This is a genomic window from Dyadobacter sp. (assembly GCF_039919315.1).
Classification (GTDB): Bacteria; Bacteroidota; Bacteroidia; order Cytophagales; family Spirosomataceae; genus Dyadobacter.
In genome coordinates this window covers 73,958-88,088 of sequence record NZ_JBDSFX010000090.1, presented here as the reverse complement: position 1 = coordinate 88,088, position 14,131 = coordinate 73,958, and the positions used below count along the sequence as shown (strand labels likewise).

The following is a 14,131-nucleotide window of genomic DNA, read 5'->3' as shown; positions in this document are numbered from 1 at the left end:
AAAGGTGCTGCAATCGGAAACAGGATTATTTGTCATTTGGTAAAAAGCGCTAGTCAGCCGTCCAGTATTTCGTCAATGTTCCCTGAACACCATCGATTGGATCTGTAACAGGCACAGGGACGGCCTTAATCCGTGGCAGCGCAGTCCTGCGTTCCTCTTCGGTTCCGGTCAGCAGGTCCCAGGATCTGCCATCGGGATAGCCGCCTACAATTTCATAGCCACTCTGCCCCGGTAAGGAGCAATGACCTACACCAGCTGGCAACACGATCACATCACCTGCAGCAACCGTCAAAAGGATTCCTGCTTTGCCACCCACCTGCAACCGCACTTCTCCCTTTCCCACTCCCAATACTTCGTGCGTCGTGCTATGAAAATGATCGTATGAAAGGATGATGTCTCTCCAATTATTCGTCCAGCCGTTCGCGATGAAGGTCGCTTCAAACCAGTCAGACTTATCCTCTTGCATGCAAACCTGCCGGTATACCAGCACGGGCAGGTCACTATTGGGAATGACTCCGTCGTCACTCAACTGATATTTTTCAACTTCAAATTTCATTTTTGTAATAATTAGTTAAGAGGTTTGATTTTTGAATTTGCGTAAATCTACCGCGGGTCATTCAAAAACCAGCAATGCAAATTCACCATCATCACTTTGCCCTTTGCTATGCAATTTCCAGCCTAGGTGCTGATAAAATTCCATTGCATTTTTATTATCGATCAGACATTTAAGCCGGGCAGGCTTGCCTGTTCTGTTCAAACATTCCCAAAGCAACGTGCGCCCCAATCCTTTTTTAATATAGTCGGGGTCGATGAAAAGGTTATGGACAAAATTCTCGGGCGCCCACCAGGAAACAAAACCGGCAGGCCGATTTTCACACAATGCGATGAGTATCAGTTCACCTTCCGTAGCCTTGTCAAAATCTTCGAACTTAAAAGTAGCCGGAGCCAGCCACGGAAACGCCTGCAAACGGGCACGCAGGTAGACTTGCCTTAATGCATCCCTGTGATCGTCTATGTAAGGAATTATTTCGATTTCCATTTGTTTGTCAATTTCAATGCATCAAAATAGTGAAAGCAAAATACCCAAGCCAGTCGCGCCCCAAAAGCTATAAATACAGCCCTCCGATTTGAATAAAGACCGAAATCCCCAATATTTATGCCTCCAAAATGCACAACTACATGATGCAATCAAAATTGCGGCAACATATTGAAAAGCTGGTGCCATTAACGGACGAGGAATTTGCATTCGTTGAGAAGCATTTCGTTTACATGAAATTCAAAAAACATCAGTTTATGGTGCAGCGCGGAGAGCCGGTGCCCTACAATTATTTCCTGCTGTCGGGTCTGACCAAGCTGGTGTATACCAACGAAGAGACCGAAAAGCAATCCATCCTGGCCTTCGCCATGGAAGACTGGTGGGACAACGACTTCGAGGCTTACTACACCCGCACAAAAGCCACACTTTCCATGGAATGCCTCGAAGATACCGAAGCGCTATGTTTGTCGTTAGATGATTTTAATGCATTGCGGGCTGGTCTGCCCAAAATCGAGCATTTCTTTCTGGAAAAAGTAACGGCTGGTTTCCTGGCAGGCCAGCGCCGCATTCTTTCCCTGATGACATCCAGCGCCCAGGAACGCTACAAGCAATTCGTCGCCCAGCATCCTTCGCTGCTGCAACGGGTGCCCAAGACGCAACTCGCTGCCTATCTGGGTGTTTCCCGCGAAACGCTCAGCCGACTGGACTTGTAATGTGACTTACCGCACACCAAAGTCGTGACACAGGTCACGGGACGGTTTCCGATTCGATTGCTAGGTTTGCATTGGAAATCAAACAAATCTAAAAAATGGAAAAAAGAACAATCAATCCTTGGAAATGGCAGGACGAACGCTCCTACAATCAGGGCGTGGAAGTGAAGCACATCGAAAGTACATTATACTGCGCAGGCCAGGCTGCCGTGCATCCTGACGGAACATCGAGCGACGCGGACATGCGCACCCAGCTGCTCCTGGCCATTCATAATCTCGAACAGGTCGTAAGCCAGGCCGGATACGAACTCAAAAATATCGCCCGCCTGAATATATACACGACCAACCACCCGGATTTTTTCTCGGTCTTCGATACATTTACTGACTGGATCGCTAAAAATGAAATTAAGCAGGTTTCGACGGTTGTGGAGGTGAAGACACTTTTTGAGACGCTTTGTGTGGAGTTGGAGGCGACGGTGGTGAAGTAGGGAGGTGTTTTTTTGCCATTTCGCATAACAAAGCATCAGCGGAGATGGAAGAGACTTTCTTTGGCTGTGAAACTTTATGTCTGTATTTTAGTCACCATTATATTCTTAAAGATGGAACAGACTCAGGAGAAGGAACGAAAATGGGGCTTTTGGCTTTACATGCTGATTTATTGCAGCTTTGATTCAATCGCCAAGCTGATCATTCGAAAATACTTCGTCATACCCGATAACTCATTTAGCCTCCATCTCCTATCCTTTCCAATTTCGATTAGTCTGGCAATCGGAGCATACTTTGCACTTCGCCATCAGTCCTGGAAATCGAAGGTTTGGGCTATGCGGGCTGCTATTTTCATCTGGCTGCTGGTTTATATTTTGTATGCGCTGCGACTGGTATTTTAGGATCTGAACGGCGTATGATTTTCTATCAGCAAGACAAAGCAAAGCTCGGACGAGCTACCTGTTTATAGAAATCAATGAATCACAATTAATTGGCCCCGACGGGGCCTCCTAAGTGATTGCCAATTCACAGGAGGCCCCGCTGGGGCCTTTGCAATAGATTTGTTATTTGCCTTTCTATAAATAGAGAGCCGCTCTGCGGCTGTGCTTATTTTGATAAGGAGCAGGCTGTGAATGTTATATATTCTGCAACATTCTCTAAAACCTCACTTCCAACCCAACCCAGGCGCCACATGCTTCAAAATAGCATCCAACACGTGCACATTATAATCAACCCCTAACGTATTAGGAATCGTCAAAAGCAATGTATCTGCTTCCTGAATAGCTTCATCCTGCGCCAGTTCCTTGATGAGCTGATCTGGTTCCGCGGCATAGCCTCTGCCAAAAATCGCATTTTTGCCCTGTTCGATCATGCCAATTTTATCACGGTCTCTGCCGTCCTGTCCAAAGTACATGCGATCCTGATCGTTCATCAAAGCGAAAATGGATCGGCTCACTGAAACCCTGGGTTCCCGCTTGTGACCCGCTTTCTTCCATGCCTCTTTATAAAGCCTGATCTGCTCGGCCTGCTGCACGTGAAAAGGCTTTCCACCTTCGTCGTATTTCAGGGTAGAACTTTGCAGATACATTCCGTTTTCCGCCGCCCATACAGCCGTAGCATTGGAAGCTGCTCCCCACCAGATTCGTTCCCGCAATCCTTCCGAGTAGGGCTCCAAACGAAGCAATCCCGGCGGGTTTGGAAACATTGGGTTTGGACTAGGCTGCGCAAATCCTTTACCTTTCAGCCTTTCAAGGAATTCGAGTGCTTTGCGGCGTCCCATTTCTGCGTCAGTTTCTCCGGCAGCCGGTTCGTATCCAAAATAGCGCCATCCGTCGATCACCTGCTCCGGCGATCCTCTGCTGACACCCAATTGTAATCGTCCCTCCGAAATCAGGTCCGCGGCACCTGCATCTTCCACCATATAGAGCGGGTTTTCATAACGCATGTCGATCACGCCCGTCCCGATCTCAATTTTGCTGGTTTTGGCACCAATGGCCGAAAGCAAAGGAAATGGGGATGCCAGCTGCGATGCAAAATGATGTACGCGAAAATATGCGCCGTCCAAACCAATTTCTTCGGCGGCAACAGCCAGATCAATAGACTGAAGCAACGTGTCGCTCGCTGTCCGGGCATTATATGCTGGGTGGTTAGACCAATGCCCGAACGATAAAAATCCTATTTTCTTCATAATTCGTCTTTCATAAGTAAGCTTAGAATTAGAAAGATTTTCAGCCGTTAAAAGTTCCTTGCGGTTAAACCGTCAATTTATCCTCCGTCACAAACTTTTGAAGCTTACTGGCATATAGGAAGGAGGATAGTGAAGTAAGAACAATTCTATCTTAATTGTCCGGACGAGGCAACGTGCTACGCAGTGTGTAGCACATTGCCATGGAGCCACAACCGACTGATTATGAGAATAGAAAACCCGGAAGCAAGGGCTGATTACCTTAAAGAATGCGTCAATCAAACTCATTTAGTTTCCTATGAGCTCTACTTCTTTTAAACAGGCAAATACTTCGCGATAGAATTCGGGGTGTGACTGCCAGGTCTGCCCGGTTATCATATTTCCATCGCGGACAGCCTGCTGGGTAGAATATATTCCACCACCCATCTCAATTTCGGAACGCACATGTTCGTAAGCGGTTAAATTTCGGTTCTTGGCTAATCCGGCTGTAACCAGAATCTGTATACCGTGGCAGATCGCAAGTACCCATTTACCTTGCCGGTCAAACTCGCGGACTACTTCCAAAAGCGTATTGTGGTTGCGCAGGTATTCGGGAGCCCGCCCGCCCAACAGTAGAATAGCGTCATAGTCATCTACTACCACCTCCTCTATCGTCAGGTCTGAGGCCAGACAATAGCCGGGACGTTCAACATATGTATCCCAGCCGATTTCAAAATCGTGCATCACCAGGTTAAGTCGGCGCTTGCTGGGGGCGGCGATCACGGCAATGTCGCCTTCTTCCTGAAAGCGGTGAACGGCATAGAGGGTTTCGTAACTTTCACCACCATCTCCGGTGACGATCAAGATTTTGCGATTCATGTTGAAAAAGAATTAGAGCAGGTGGTGTTAATACCACCATTTTTACCCGGATAAACAAGCATAAGTCAAAACCGTGCATGTCCTACCTGCCTAGATTGGTGCAATTAGCAAAGCCAGAAATGAATTGATGGAAGCCAGCCCATAGTGCGGATACCGTCCCTACTCTTTCGGATAAGCAAAAATATCCTTCGTAGCAACCTTCTCCCCAACCTTTTTTGACGCAACTACCTGATCGGGCGCTTTTGATTTTTCTACCCAATCGATGATCAGGCTAACCCAGTCTACATCGTCGCAACCCGGTCCACCCCCGCAGTGCAGCACTCCTGGAAGGAGAAAAAGTCTCGCAAAGGATTGGGCATCTTTGTCGGTTTTTAATATCCCGTTATAATGCTCAATAGTTGCGTTTGCCGAGAGGGCAGCGTCATTCCATCCATGGAAAAAGATAATCTTACCATTCCGTTTTTTGAACGCGCTGTAATCGGCACTGCTGGCATCCAGATAGGAGGAAGCATAGGCAGTTTCCGCGGCAAAATCCTTGAAGTCGTACTTCGAATAATTAAAAGTGGAATCGTTGAAGATGAGATACTTGAAAATGTTTGTAGAAAACATGTGATGCAAGCTGGGCTCTTTTTGCCGGGCGGAAATAGGCGCGGTAATCCAGGGGTCCCAGGAACCACCTTCGGCTTCCCCTCCAAATGGGAAACCTGGGTAAATCTGTTTACCATTTACTATTAAAGGACTGTAAATCGACTTGATTGCAGCGAGTTGGGTTTCTGTGAGACACACGCTTTCCGGCTTTTCGTTAGCGCATACCGGTAATTTAGAAAAATCGAACTTGCATTTACTTGGGTTGTTCAAAATCCCATCCACCGAACCGTCGAGTTGGTCGCATTGTTTGAGAACTTCTTTCTGCAAAAGTTTGAGATTATCTGTTGTAATGACTGGGCTCAGATTTTTTGGGTTCGGATAATTGTGCTGACTGTGTTGCAAAAATTTCGCAGCTATGGCCGGCCATGCAAATGCAGGTGCCCCGGCCACGATACCGTCAAAATCCTCCGGGTAATATTGGGCCTCCATCATTGCCTGGCCGCCTCCACGCGAGCAACCGACAAAATACGATTTGGAAGGTGCTGCACAATAAAAATTTTGCATAATGGCTTTCGATACCACGGCCGTACGATGTATGGCAAGCCGCCCGAAATTGAGCTGTCGCTCCATGTTGTTGTACGCCCATTTGGCATCGCCACCTCCTTCATGACCTGTGTCCGTGCCTGCTGTGGCAAATCCCTCGTCTACCTTCCTCTGAAAATCATTCTGAATGCTTCCAACAAAACCACCTCCGCCTGACATCAGAAAACGTGTGTTACTTTCCTCCGGCAACAAGAGCTCAAAATTGATTTCCTTACTGATCCTGCCCAGAATGCGACAAAAAGGCTTCTGTATCACGACAGTTCCACGCCACGGTTCATTGGGCTCTTTAATCGTATCCCCGACATTGGCCTCAGCAACCAAAATCGTAACATCCGGAAGTTGAAGGTTTTTTAATTCAGCGCAGGGTTTACAAGGCTTTACATGCTGCGCCGGGGCAACGAAGGCAAACAATAGGAAGGCGAAGGAAATGCAGAATTTTCTCATACGTGAATTGTTTGTTTAAAATGCCTTTGAAGTGACAGTAATACGGAATCAGCTACTTTTTTCTAAAATAGTAGTAAAACTGCCTTTCACCTCTATCCGCAATGACTACTGAATTGTAATGTTCCCAATTATTGATCTCCAGGTAGTTCAGCACAGCTGTTGTCGACTTAAACCGGATCGGTTTTTTGGTAGTAGCATCATTAAATCTTTGATCATCTGAGTTATTTTCCAGGTAGCCAGACCTAAAATTACTCTTCTGCCCGAAGTCAACAAACACATCGACGTACTTGTTGGACATTCTTTCGGTGATTAACACTTCAATGATTTTAACGCTGTCAGATTTACTGATATCGACATTCCCAACCAATAACTGACCCATTGAGGGAAGAGCAATCGAAACTAAAATAGTTAGCGTTATGAGATACTTCATTTTTACCAAGAATTAAGTTAATGCCTTTAAATGGTTATCCTTTTGTTCGTTTTGAACGCAATGGCCGACAAAATCAAAAACGATTTTTCATCCTGGACGATATAATTTCGCGCTAATCAGCATTTCATCTTCTTCGACTGAGGATCTTGATCTGTGTGTCCATTTGAGGGTTTGAATGCCAGCCTTTTATTATGCATAAATTTAGAGCAAAACCATCAAACAAAAAAAGCCACCTCCCGATCCAGAACAGGAAAACCTTGCGCCTTCTCCATTCAAATAATGCCCCTACGAGGCCGAAATGGGCATGTGTACATTTTGTATACCTCATTTCAGTAGCTGTAAACCTTTTGCATACCGTCCGAAATAGGTTCGACACACCCCTTCCCACTAAGTTTGCATTGCCTTCACAAAACGACGAGGGCAGTAATCAAACATCACATTTTTAATTAATTATTAGTCTCATGAAAAATCTTTTTGCAAATGCCGTATTTACTTTATCAACACTTTTTCTTTTTAGCTGCAACAATTCTAATGATCCCACACCGAATGGTGGATCCGGAACTGAAAATGCGGTTGCCCAAGCCGGCGTATCGACCATCACATCGAAAGTTGAAAATCCTATCATTAACAAACAGCCCATTCCAGAGAACTTCGAATGGAAGTTAATGACGAGCGTACAGCTGCCTATGAACAAAGGTCTCAATCTCTCAGCTCCGTTTGATATCGTGAATGAAACGGCTGGCGATATCAGCTGGGGTTCGGATGGTGGTTGCTATCAGGCGTTAAGATGCTGGAAAGTTACCCGCGCCATTCTTGGAATTGTGGACTTTAAATCAGTGACGCCGGGTACCCTGAAGGCGCTTCCATTCGTAAAAGGGCAGATAGCCTGGGCGCCAGGAGCCGCCCCAGGCTACACTCCTACATGGCCAAACTATATGCCGGTAGGGACCGTTATCGCATACAAAACAAGCTTGAACAAGTTCCGTATAGTGGTAGTGAAAAGCATATCTCCATTAGTACTTGACGTATACCACGAGAATTATTACAGGGTTTATTAAGAACTGACGCATTGAGAAAAGGGCAAGAAATGATATCGTTTCTTGCCCTTTTCGTGCGTTATACTCTTTGCTCTGGCGCTAAGCATAATCATCAATTTGGCTAAAAATCAGATAGATATGGCTAAAAACCAGATAAGATTTATTGGCTGATCCAGCATCTTTGGGATATCGAACCTCAAATTGACTACCCAATGAAAAATGCAATTCTACTTACGCTGGCGACCTTGTTTCTAGTGATACTTCCATTTTTGACAGGAACTTCGATCTGGCAGCTCCGATCAGATATAGCATGAGTTTTTGAGATTTAACCGAAGACAACCTACTCTAGCTAACCCTGAGCTTGCCATTAAATTTCTTTATATGCTCATGCAACATTTACAAACATTTATTTCAGGCTGTCTTTAAGGGATCGGCCATAATTGTCGGTTTTATACAATTCAGGATTTTTTTCGGTTGGTAGTTTTGCAATCTCAGAAGAAAACATCCTTTCATTTTGTTATGAAAACTTCAAGGCTACTTGTTTCCATATTATTGCTGATAACAGCAACTGAATACGTTCATTCTCAAAACAATACCAATCATTTTGAAATAGAGGTTGATCCGATCGCTTACATTTTCAAGGGCTATTCCGGCCACTTTGGTTATCAGCTTGGCAAGGTGAGGTTGGATGCAGGCGCCTTTAACATTGACCAACCTGCCTTTTTTATCAACAATGACAAGTTTAAAAACAGATCATATGGCTATGGGCTTAAAGCGGATTACATTTTCAAAAAAAGAAAGGGTTTTTTTGTTGGTCTTCAGACAGATTATACAAAAGACAGGCTGACACTGAAAAACACTGGTCGTGAAAAAACAACGCAAGGCTTATTTTTCGGTGTGCGTGGCGGGTACCGGTTTATGTTGGGTGCGAAGGAACGCGATTACAGGGGCCTGTACATTGCTCCCTGGGTTGCCCTGACTTATTCAGCCAATGCAAAGCATGTCATCATCGATGAGCAGGTATTCAGGCAGGCTCGTTATGGCATTTTCCCGACCGTACATATTGGATACAGCTTCTAGCTATACGATAGCATCCAGCAAAAACGAAGCACTTTCCTCTCCGAATTTTTGCTTGTCGAGAAACTGCTGCGGCGTGTATCCGGAAAATGATTTGAATTCTCTTATGAAATGTGATTGATCGGAATAATTTAGCTGGTAGGCAACTTCCGTAAGGGAGGAAAAGGTTGGGCTTTTTATAATATCCAATGCTTTTTCAAAACGGGTAATCCTTAAAAAAGTTTTGGGCGACACGCCAATTTTACTTTTGAATTGCCTTTCGAGTTGTCGTTCCGACATACCGAACCGCGTTTGCAAATAGCTGGTATTCCAGTTTTCAGGAATGTCATCAGCAATGATGAAGTCGTTGATTGAAAACACTTTTTTCCTGGAATCCGGTAGCCTGGTGATAAGAAAAGCAGCAAGGATGTTGCGTTTGGCCTGATGATCAGGTGCATCTGCCAGTTTTTGTTTGAGGTCTTTGGGGCAAAAGTGGATCAGATCAGGATTCACATCGGTGAGCTCATTTGCATCAATCCTGAACATAGCTTTCAGGGCATGCGAATAAAAACTCACTCCAAAATGCGAGTACTGGCTTGTTACCGTGTAGGCCGTGTCGGATGTCATGATGCCGCTCAAAAACAGCTCGGGGAGGTTTTCTCCATCCGCAGTGATGATCGGTTTCCGGCCATCCAGATTTTGAAAAATCAGTCTGGGATACCGATCTGCCAGTATTTTAATGATTTTGGGATTGTAGACCGGATCATTAAAATCAATCGACCAAAAATAGCGGACATACTTTTTTAGTGGATCCGGTACGGGATAAACCTGATAGTTCATATGAAGATCATTTTTTCCTGTATGTGGTTTTCAATTGAGGTTAAGGTGGCCACGAAATAAAAAATTTTCGGCAAACTTAAAGTTTTCTAGGATCAGGAAATTGTATAAATCCGACATTTAACCTGACTTTCAGAGCACTACACACCTATACTCAAATTCGATTTTCAATAAAATTAAACAAATATGAAAACCCAGTTACCTATCCGTTCATTCATTTATATCCTTTTTTTGGTTGGTTTGCCTGTTATCGTTTCCGCTCAATCGGGAAAAGTGCAGGCAAATGGCATTCAGATTGCCTATGAAAGTTTGGGATCAGCCAATAAAGAGACTGTTTTGCTCATTTCGGGAACCAACGCCCAGCTTTCCATGTGGCCGGCCTCATTCTGCAACCACCTCGTAAAAAATGGCTACCGGGTGATCCGGTTTGATCACCGCGACATCGGCCTTTCCACCAAGTTCGAAAAAGCAGGTGCGCCCGACTGGGCGGCTATCGCCAAGGCAATTCAGGAGAACACCACCCCCCCCTTGCCCTACACGCTCGATGACATGGCAGACGATGCGGTTGGTTTGCTGGACGCTCTGGGCATAAAAAAGGCCCACATTGTCGGCGCATCAATGGGTGGCATGATCGCACAGCGGGTCGCCTACAATCACCCCGAACACACATTATCACTGGCGAGCATCATGGCAGGCGGCGGTGATAAAAAATTTCCGTTGGTTGCCAAACCCGATGCGATCAGTAAAATCCCGCCGCCCGGAGACCCAAAGGATACAGCGGCCTACATTAATAGAGAAGTGAAGTCTATGACAATCCTGGCTGGATCCGTTTTCGTTCCTGATCAAAAAAAATTACTGAAATATGTAAAAAACGACGTATATCGCTCCTATTATCCCGATGGGCTCGTGCGCCAGGGAGCAGCTTCCCTGGTCGGCTTTTATTCGGGCAGGCAGCAGCAGCTGAAAACGATTAAAGTTCCTGTTGTCGTGATCCATGGCAGTGAAGACCCGCTGGTAGTACCGGAAGCGGGCAAGGATGTGGCTTCCTACATTCCCAGAGCACATTTCGAACTTATCAAAGGAATGGGCCATGACCTACCCGAACCTGCAATGAAAACAATTGTTAACCTGATCATCAAGAATGCGCGAAAAGCAAAATCGGATTAAGGCATGATGGTTATAGTTCCACTTTTTCATATAGGAATATTCAAGACCACTTTTGTGCCTGCCGCGGCTCCATGCTGATCTACCAGGTCGATAACCCCGACGTTGGTGTGAATCTTATACAATTGGTTAATAAGTTCGATACGGTCTGCGGTAATTTTCATCCCCAAAGATTTATTTTTTGTTGCAGATTTACTTTTATAATCGGCCGCCTTTTGTCTGCCCACACCATTGTCTGTTATCTCCACATGCAACATGTCCGGTTCTATCTGTTTTAGCACGATCCTGACAGCGCCTCCAGCATCCTTGTGCATGAGCCCGTGCCAGATGGCATTTTCTACGAAGGGCTGTAAAAGCAAAGGCGGTATTTGGATCATTTCAGGGTCAATGTTCTGGTCTATCTCAATCTGATAAACGAGTTTACCCGGAAAACGCATCGCTTCCATTTCTATGTAAAGACGCAGCGTTTCCAACTCATTTTCAAGCGTTACATGCTCCGACTTTGAGTTTTCAAGCACCAGCCTGATCAGCCTGGAAAACTTGCTGAGATAATTGGAAGCCTTTTCTGAGTCATTTTGGGCGGCAAAAAACTGAATGGAATTGAGGCAGTTGAAAATAAAATGCGGATTCATCTGAGACCTTAATGAGGCCATTTCCGTTTCCGAAAGTTTGAGCTGATACGCCGCCATCTCTTCGTTGTACTTCGTTGTCTTTTGCAGCTGGGTAAGCTCCTCCAGTTCCAATTTCGCCTTGATAGTTCGATACGACAACTGGCTTCGGTAGATATAGCCCAGTAAGCTTAGTACAACCAACCCCATTGCTGTTCTGAACCACCATGTTTCGTACCAGGCTGGTTTGATCGTGAAAGGTATCCTTAGCTCACGACCAGGATTTGTAACAGATTTGGCATGAAATGTATAATCTCCTGGTGCCAGGTTGGTATAAAATGCCTGGTGATCCTGTCCCGAGTCACGCCAGTCTGTTTCGAAACCTTCCAGGTAATAGGCGTAATGATTATCATTGGATTTTCGGAAATTCAGCATGGAAAAACTAAAACTGATGGCGTTTTCATTGTCTGCGAGCACCACAGGCTTAGTCCAATCCACTTCACTTTGCTGGTTATTGATACGGGCATTCACCAAATGCACCTCGCTGGGCACGCGAGATCGGGCAAGCAATGCCATGTCGACCGTGTTCCAGCCGCCCATGTTACCGACCAGCAGCTTGTCGGTGCCGGCAGGGTAAAGGCTTACTTTGGTATTATTCGATAACAAGCCATCATTGACCGTAAATCTTTTGAATGTATTTGATTTCTGATCGAATAGATGAAGCCCGTCAAATGTGCCAATCCAAACCTGGTTGCGCGCATCCACCAATACCCGAACGCATTCATTATCATAAAGTCCATCTCTCGTCGACCAGGTCCCAATTATCTTTCCATCTTTATTGAGCTTGGTGAGGCCTGGCCATCCCACTGCCCACAGATTGCCGTCGGGACCTTCGGTGATGCTGCGCATGCCATACTCAGTATTGGTTTTGAGGAATTTCCTTGTGGATTCATCATACCGGAAAATGCCCTGAAAAGTGGTTAGCCAGATACGGGAACGGCTGTCTTCGAAGATGTCCGTCACCCAATTGCTATGTGCAAAAAGAGGCACCTGTGCTTCCTTTGACCACAAATCCAGTTCCTTGTTAGTGCCAGGATCGAATACGTGCATACCTTCATCATGCTTGACAATCCAAAAACGACCCTGGTGGTCGATCAGGCCCAATGAATAAAAAGGGGTTAGAAAAAAGGAGTGATGCACATTAAAAGGAGTCGCAAGATATTTCCCTTTAACAGGATCAAATTGAAAAATGCCCTCGAAATTGTTATCCGACAAATCACTTTTGCTGTCCTGCCAGGTTTGCCATTGATTACCTCCTACCCATAACCGGTCATTTTTGTCTTGCGCGAGCCATACCGACTCCAACTGATCACTATACTGCGGATACTCGAAAAATGTCGTCTGATTGGTTAGCTGATTCCATTTGTAAAGTCCCTGGAAGGCCACAGCCATCCAGTAAGTCTGCCCCGTCGGGTCCGAACGGTCTTTCAACATGGCATTGACAGGCTGCGGGACTTTTCCGACCCGATTGGTCCTGATGAACTGATTACTAGGGTCGTATTTTAAAATACCTTCTGAGGTGCAAACCCAAACTATGCCGTTCCGACTGCTTTGGACGATATCGTATACAATGTACTTTTGCGGAATCAGATTTTCAAAAAAGAAAAACTGCCCCGTATCCGGCCTGAATATCCCTAGCCCATAATGTGAACCCACCCAAAAAATCCTCTTGCCAAGCTCATCCTTACCTTCACGAATGGCAAGTAGCGGAAATTTAGGACACGCATATAATTTTTTCTGCCCTGTTCTAATGTCATATCGCATCAAACCGAGGCCAGCGACCGGTACCCACAGCTGATCTTGCTTATCAACGAAGCCTTTATGAAATTCAAATTCGAAGTTTTCATTTTTCACCGGACAGTCCAACCCGATTTTACAATTGAGTTGATTGGCTTTACGATCAAACTGGAATACGCCTACTTCCATACCCAGCACCCACACGTTCCGCTGATGGTCCTCTGTGAAATAGCCCTTATGGTATAGGTAGGTCGTCTTCCGCATGGGATAGGTATGCACTTTGCGGGCGATCGGGTCATAACGGTTGATATTGTTTTGATCTGAAAACCAAATATTCCCAAACGAATCCCGGAATGTGCTGAAAGCACCCCTCACAGCAGCACCAACAATATCTTTTTCTTTACGCGAATGAGGCTCTACTGCGATCAGCTTTTGGGAGGAAGAAGAGTAATAGACCGTACCCGTCTTCTCATCCATGGCCAGGCCGTGCACCCACCTGTCTCCTATTTTTTCAAATGTATAGCCGTCATAGCGGGTAAGACATTTACGGGTACCAAACCACATAAAGCCGCTGGTATCCTCCGCAGCACACTCCACAGAGCGACTTGGCAGACCGTCGCGATCGGAAATGTACTGGAACGAAATATTGGGAAGCTGTGCGTAACCTGCGTGGCAGGCAAGTAACAATAGGACCAGCAACTGTTTCATTAACTTCTCTTTAAGAAAGCTGAGCTCAACACATGAAGCCTGTGTACTTAGCCGAACCTACCATTAAATTCGGTTTTCACCAACC

Annotated in this window: 14 protein-coding genes; 6 read left to right on the top strand and 8 right to left on the bottom strand. The window is 45.6% G+C overall.

Annotated elements, in window-relative coordinates; all coding sequences use genetic code 11:
- Positions 1 to 49: 49 nt before the first annotated feature.
- Together ABIO93_RS26000 and ABIO93_RS25995 are read right to left on the bottom strand one after the other, a co-directional pair.
- The gene (locus tag ABIO93_RS26000; protein WP_348072924.1) at positions 50 to 556 is read right to left on the bottom strand and encodes a cupin; all 507 of its coding nucleotides are present in this window, start codon (positions 554 to 556) and stop codon (positions 50 to 52) included.
- A 57-nt stretch (positions 557 to 613) separates the two neighbouring features.
- Complete coding sequence (locus ABIO93_RS25995; protein ID WP_348072923.1) at positions 614 to 1,039, bottom strand: GNAT family N-acetyltransferase; 426 nt, start codon at positions 1,037 to 1,039, stop codon at positions 614 to 616.
- Between the two features lie 140 nt (positions 1,040 to 1,179).
- Here ABIO93_RS25995 and ABIO93_RS25990 point away from each other — a divergent pair, with 140 nt between their 5' ends.
- The 3 genes from ABIO93_RS25990 to ABIO93_RS25980 all read left to right on the top strand — a co-directional run bounded on the left by ABIO93_RS25990 (position 1,180) and on the right by ABIO93_RS25980 (position 2,633).
- A complete protein-coding gene (locus ABIO93_RS25990) occupies positions 1,180 to 1,749 on the top strand; it encodes a Crp/Fnr family transcriptional regulator (protein WP_348072922.1) in 570 nt (189 codons plus the stop codon).
- 95 nt (positions 1,750 to 1,844) lie between these two features.
- On the top strand, positions 1,845 to 2,234 hold the full coding sequence (locus ABIO93_RS25985; protein WP_348072921.1) for a RidA family protein: 390 nt from the start codon (positions 1,845 to 1,847) through the stop codon (positions 2,232 to 2,234).
- A gap of 111 nt (positions 2,235 to 2,345) precedes the next feature.
- Entirely contained in the window at positions 2,346 to 2,633 is a 288-nt protein-coding gene (locus ABIO93_RS25980; protein ID WP_348072920.1) for a hypothetical protein, read from the top strand.
- A 263-nt stretch (positions 2,634 to 2,896) separates the two neighbouring features.
- Here ABIO93_RS25980 and ABIO93_RS25975 read toward each other — a convergent pair whose 3' ends face one another.
- The 4 genes from ABIO93_RS25975 to ABIO93_RS25960 form a co-directional block, all read right to left on the bottom strand.
- Positions 2,897 to 3,919 (bottom strand): LLM class flavin-dependent oxidoreductase, encoded by a 1,023-nt coding sequence (locus ABIO93_RS25975; protein WP_348072919.1) that lies wholly within the window; start codon positions 3,917 to 3,919, stop codon positions 2,897 to 2,899.
- Between the two features lie 285 nt (positions 3,920 to 4,204).
- Complete coding sequence (locus ABIO93_RS25970; protein WP_348072918.1) at positions 4,205 to 4,774, bottom strand: DJ-1/PfpI family protein; 570 nt, start codon at positions 4,772 to 4,774, stop codon at positions 4,205 to 4,207.
- Between the two features lie 159 nt (positions 4,775 to 4,933).
- Complete coding sequence (locus ABIO93_RS25965; protein ID WP_348072917.1) at positions 4,934 to 6,409, bottom strand: tannase/feruloyl esterase family alpha/beta hydrolase; 1,476 nt, start codon at positions 6,407 to 6,409, stop codon at positions 4,934 to 4,936.
- Positions 6,410 to 6,461: 52 nt separating this feature from the next.
- Positions 6,462 to 6,839, bottom strand: a complete 378-nt coding sequence (locus tag ABIO93_RS25960; protein WP_348072916.1) for a hypothetical protein — start codon at positions 6,837 to 6,839, stop codon at positions 6,462 to 6,464.
- Between the two features lie 461 nt (positions 6,840 to 7,300).
- Here ABIO93_RS25960 and ABIO93_RS25955 point away from each other — a divergent pair, with 461 nt between their 5' ends.
- Positions 7,301 to 7,897, top strand: coding sequence for a hypothetical protein (locus ABIO93_RS25955; protein ID WP_348072915.1), 597 nt, complete (start codon positions 7,301 to 7,303; stop codon positions 7,895 to 7,897).
- 498 nt (positions 7,898 to 8,395) lie between these two features.
- Positions 8,396 to 8,956 carry a hypothetical protein gene (locus tag ABIO93_RS25950; RefSeq protein WP_348072914.1) on the top strand — a complete coding sequence of 187 codons (561 nt, stop codon included), beginning with the start codon at positions 8,396 to 8,398 and terminating at the stop codon, positions 8,954 to 8,956.
- Here ABIO93_RS25950 and ABIO93_RS25945 read toward each other — a convergent pair whose 3' ends face one another.
- Positions 8,957 to 9,772: a helix-turn-helix domain-containing protein gene (locus tag ABIO93_RS25945; RefSeq protein WP_348072913.1), complete on the bottom strand. Its 816-nt coding sequence runs from the start codon at positions 9,770 to 9,772 to the stop codon at positions 8,957 to 8,959. It lies immediately after the preceding gene.
- 183 nt (positions 9,773 to 9,955) lie between these two features.
- Between ABIO93_RS25945 and ABIO93_RS25940 the strand changes: the two genes are divergently transcribed.
- Positions 9,956 to 10,936: an alpha/beta hydrolase gene (locus ABIO93_RS25940; RefSeq protein WP_348072912.1), complete on the top strand. Its 981-nt coding sequence runs from the start codon at positions 9,956 to 9,958 to the stop codon at positions 10,934 to 10,936.
- A 26-nt stretch (positions 10,937 to 10,962) separates the two neighbouring features.
- Here ABIO93_RS25940 and ABIO93_RS25935 read toward each other — a convergent pair whose 3' ends face one another.
- On the bottom strand, positions 10,963 to 14,046 hold the full coding sequence (locus ABIO93_RS25935; protein ID WP_348072911.1) for a histidine kinase: 3,084 nt from the start codon (positions 14,044 to 14,046) through the stop codon (positions 10,963 to 10,965).
- Between the last annotated feature and the right edge of the window lie 85 nt (positions 14,047 to 14,131).

What these genes read in the sequence shown, in the direction of transcription:
- ABIO93_RS26000 (WP_348072924.1), bottom strand. Translation starts at nt 556, where the DNA reads ATGAAATTTGAAGTTGAAAAATATCAGTTGAGTGACGACGGAGTCATT.
- ABIO93_RS25995 (WP_348072923.1), bottom strand. Translation starts at nt 1,039, where the DNA reads ATGGAAATCGAAATAATTCCTTACATAGACGATCACAGGGATGCATTA.
- ABIO93_RS25990 (WP_348072922.1), top strand. Translation starts at nt 1,180, where the DNA reads ATGATGCAATCAAAATTGCGGCAACATATTGAAAAGCTGGTGCCATTA.
- ABIO93_RS25985 (WP_348072921.1), top strand. Translation starts at nt 1,845, where the DNA reads ATGGAAAAAAGAACAATCAATCCTTGGAAATGGCAGGACGAACGCTCC.
- ABIO93_RS25980 (WP_348072920.1), top strand. Translation starts at nt 2,346, where the DNA reads ATGGAACAGACTCAGGAGAAGGAACGAAAATGGGGCTTTTGGCTTTAC.
- ABIO93_RS25975 (WP_348072919.1), bottom strand. Translation starts at nt 3,919, where the DNA reads ATGAAGAAAATAGGATTTTTATCGTTCGGGCATTGGTCTAACCACCCA.
- ABIO93_RS25970 (WP_348072918.1), bottom strand. Translation starts at nt 4,774, where the DNA reads ATGAATCGCAAAATCTTGATCGTCACCGGAGATGGTGGTGAAAGTTAC.
- ABIO93_RS25965 (WP_348072917.1), bottom strand. Translation starts at nt 6,409, where the DNA reads ATGAGAAAATTCTGCATTTCCTTCGCCTTCCTATTGTTTGCCTTCGTT.
- ABIO93_RS25960 (WP_348072916.1), bottom strand. Translation starts at nt 6,839, where the DNA reads ATGAAGTATCTCATAACGCTAACTATTTTAGTTTCGATTGCTCTTCCC.
- ABIO93_RS25955 (WP_348072915.1), top strand. Translation starts at nt 7,301, where the DNA reads ATGAAAAATCTTTTTGCAAATGCCGTATTTACTTTATCAACACTTTTT.
- ABIO93_RS25950 (WP_348072914.1), top strand. Translation starts at nt 8,396, where the DNA reads ATGAAAACTTCAAGGCTACTTGTTTCCATATTATTGCTGATAACAGCA.
- ABIO93_RS25945 (WP_348072913.1), bottom strand. Translation starts at nt 9,772, where the DNA reads ATGAACTATCAGGTTTATCCCGTACCGGATCCACTAAAAAAGTATGTC.
- ABIO93_RS25940 (WP_348072912.1), top strand. Translation starts at nt 9,956, where the DNA reads ATGAAAACCCAGTTACCTATCCGTTCATTCATTTATATCCTTTTTTTG.
- ABIO93_RS25935 (WP_348072911.1), bottom strand. Translation starts at nt 14,046, where the DNA reads ATGAAACAGTTGCTGGTCCTATTGTTACTTGCCTGCCACGCAGGTTAC.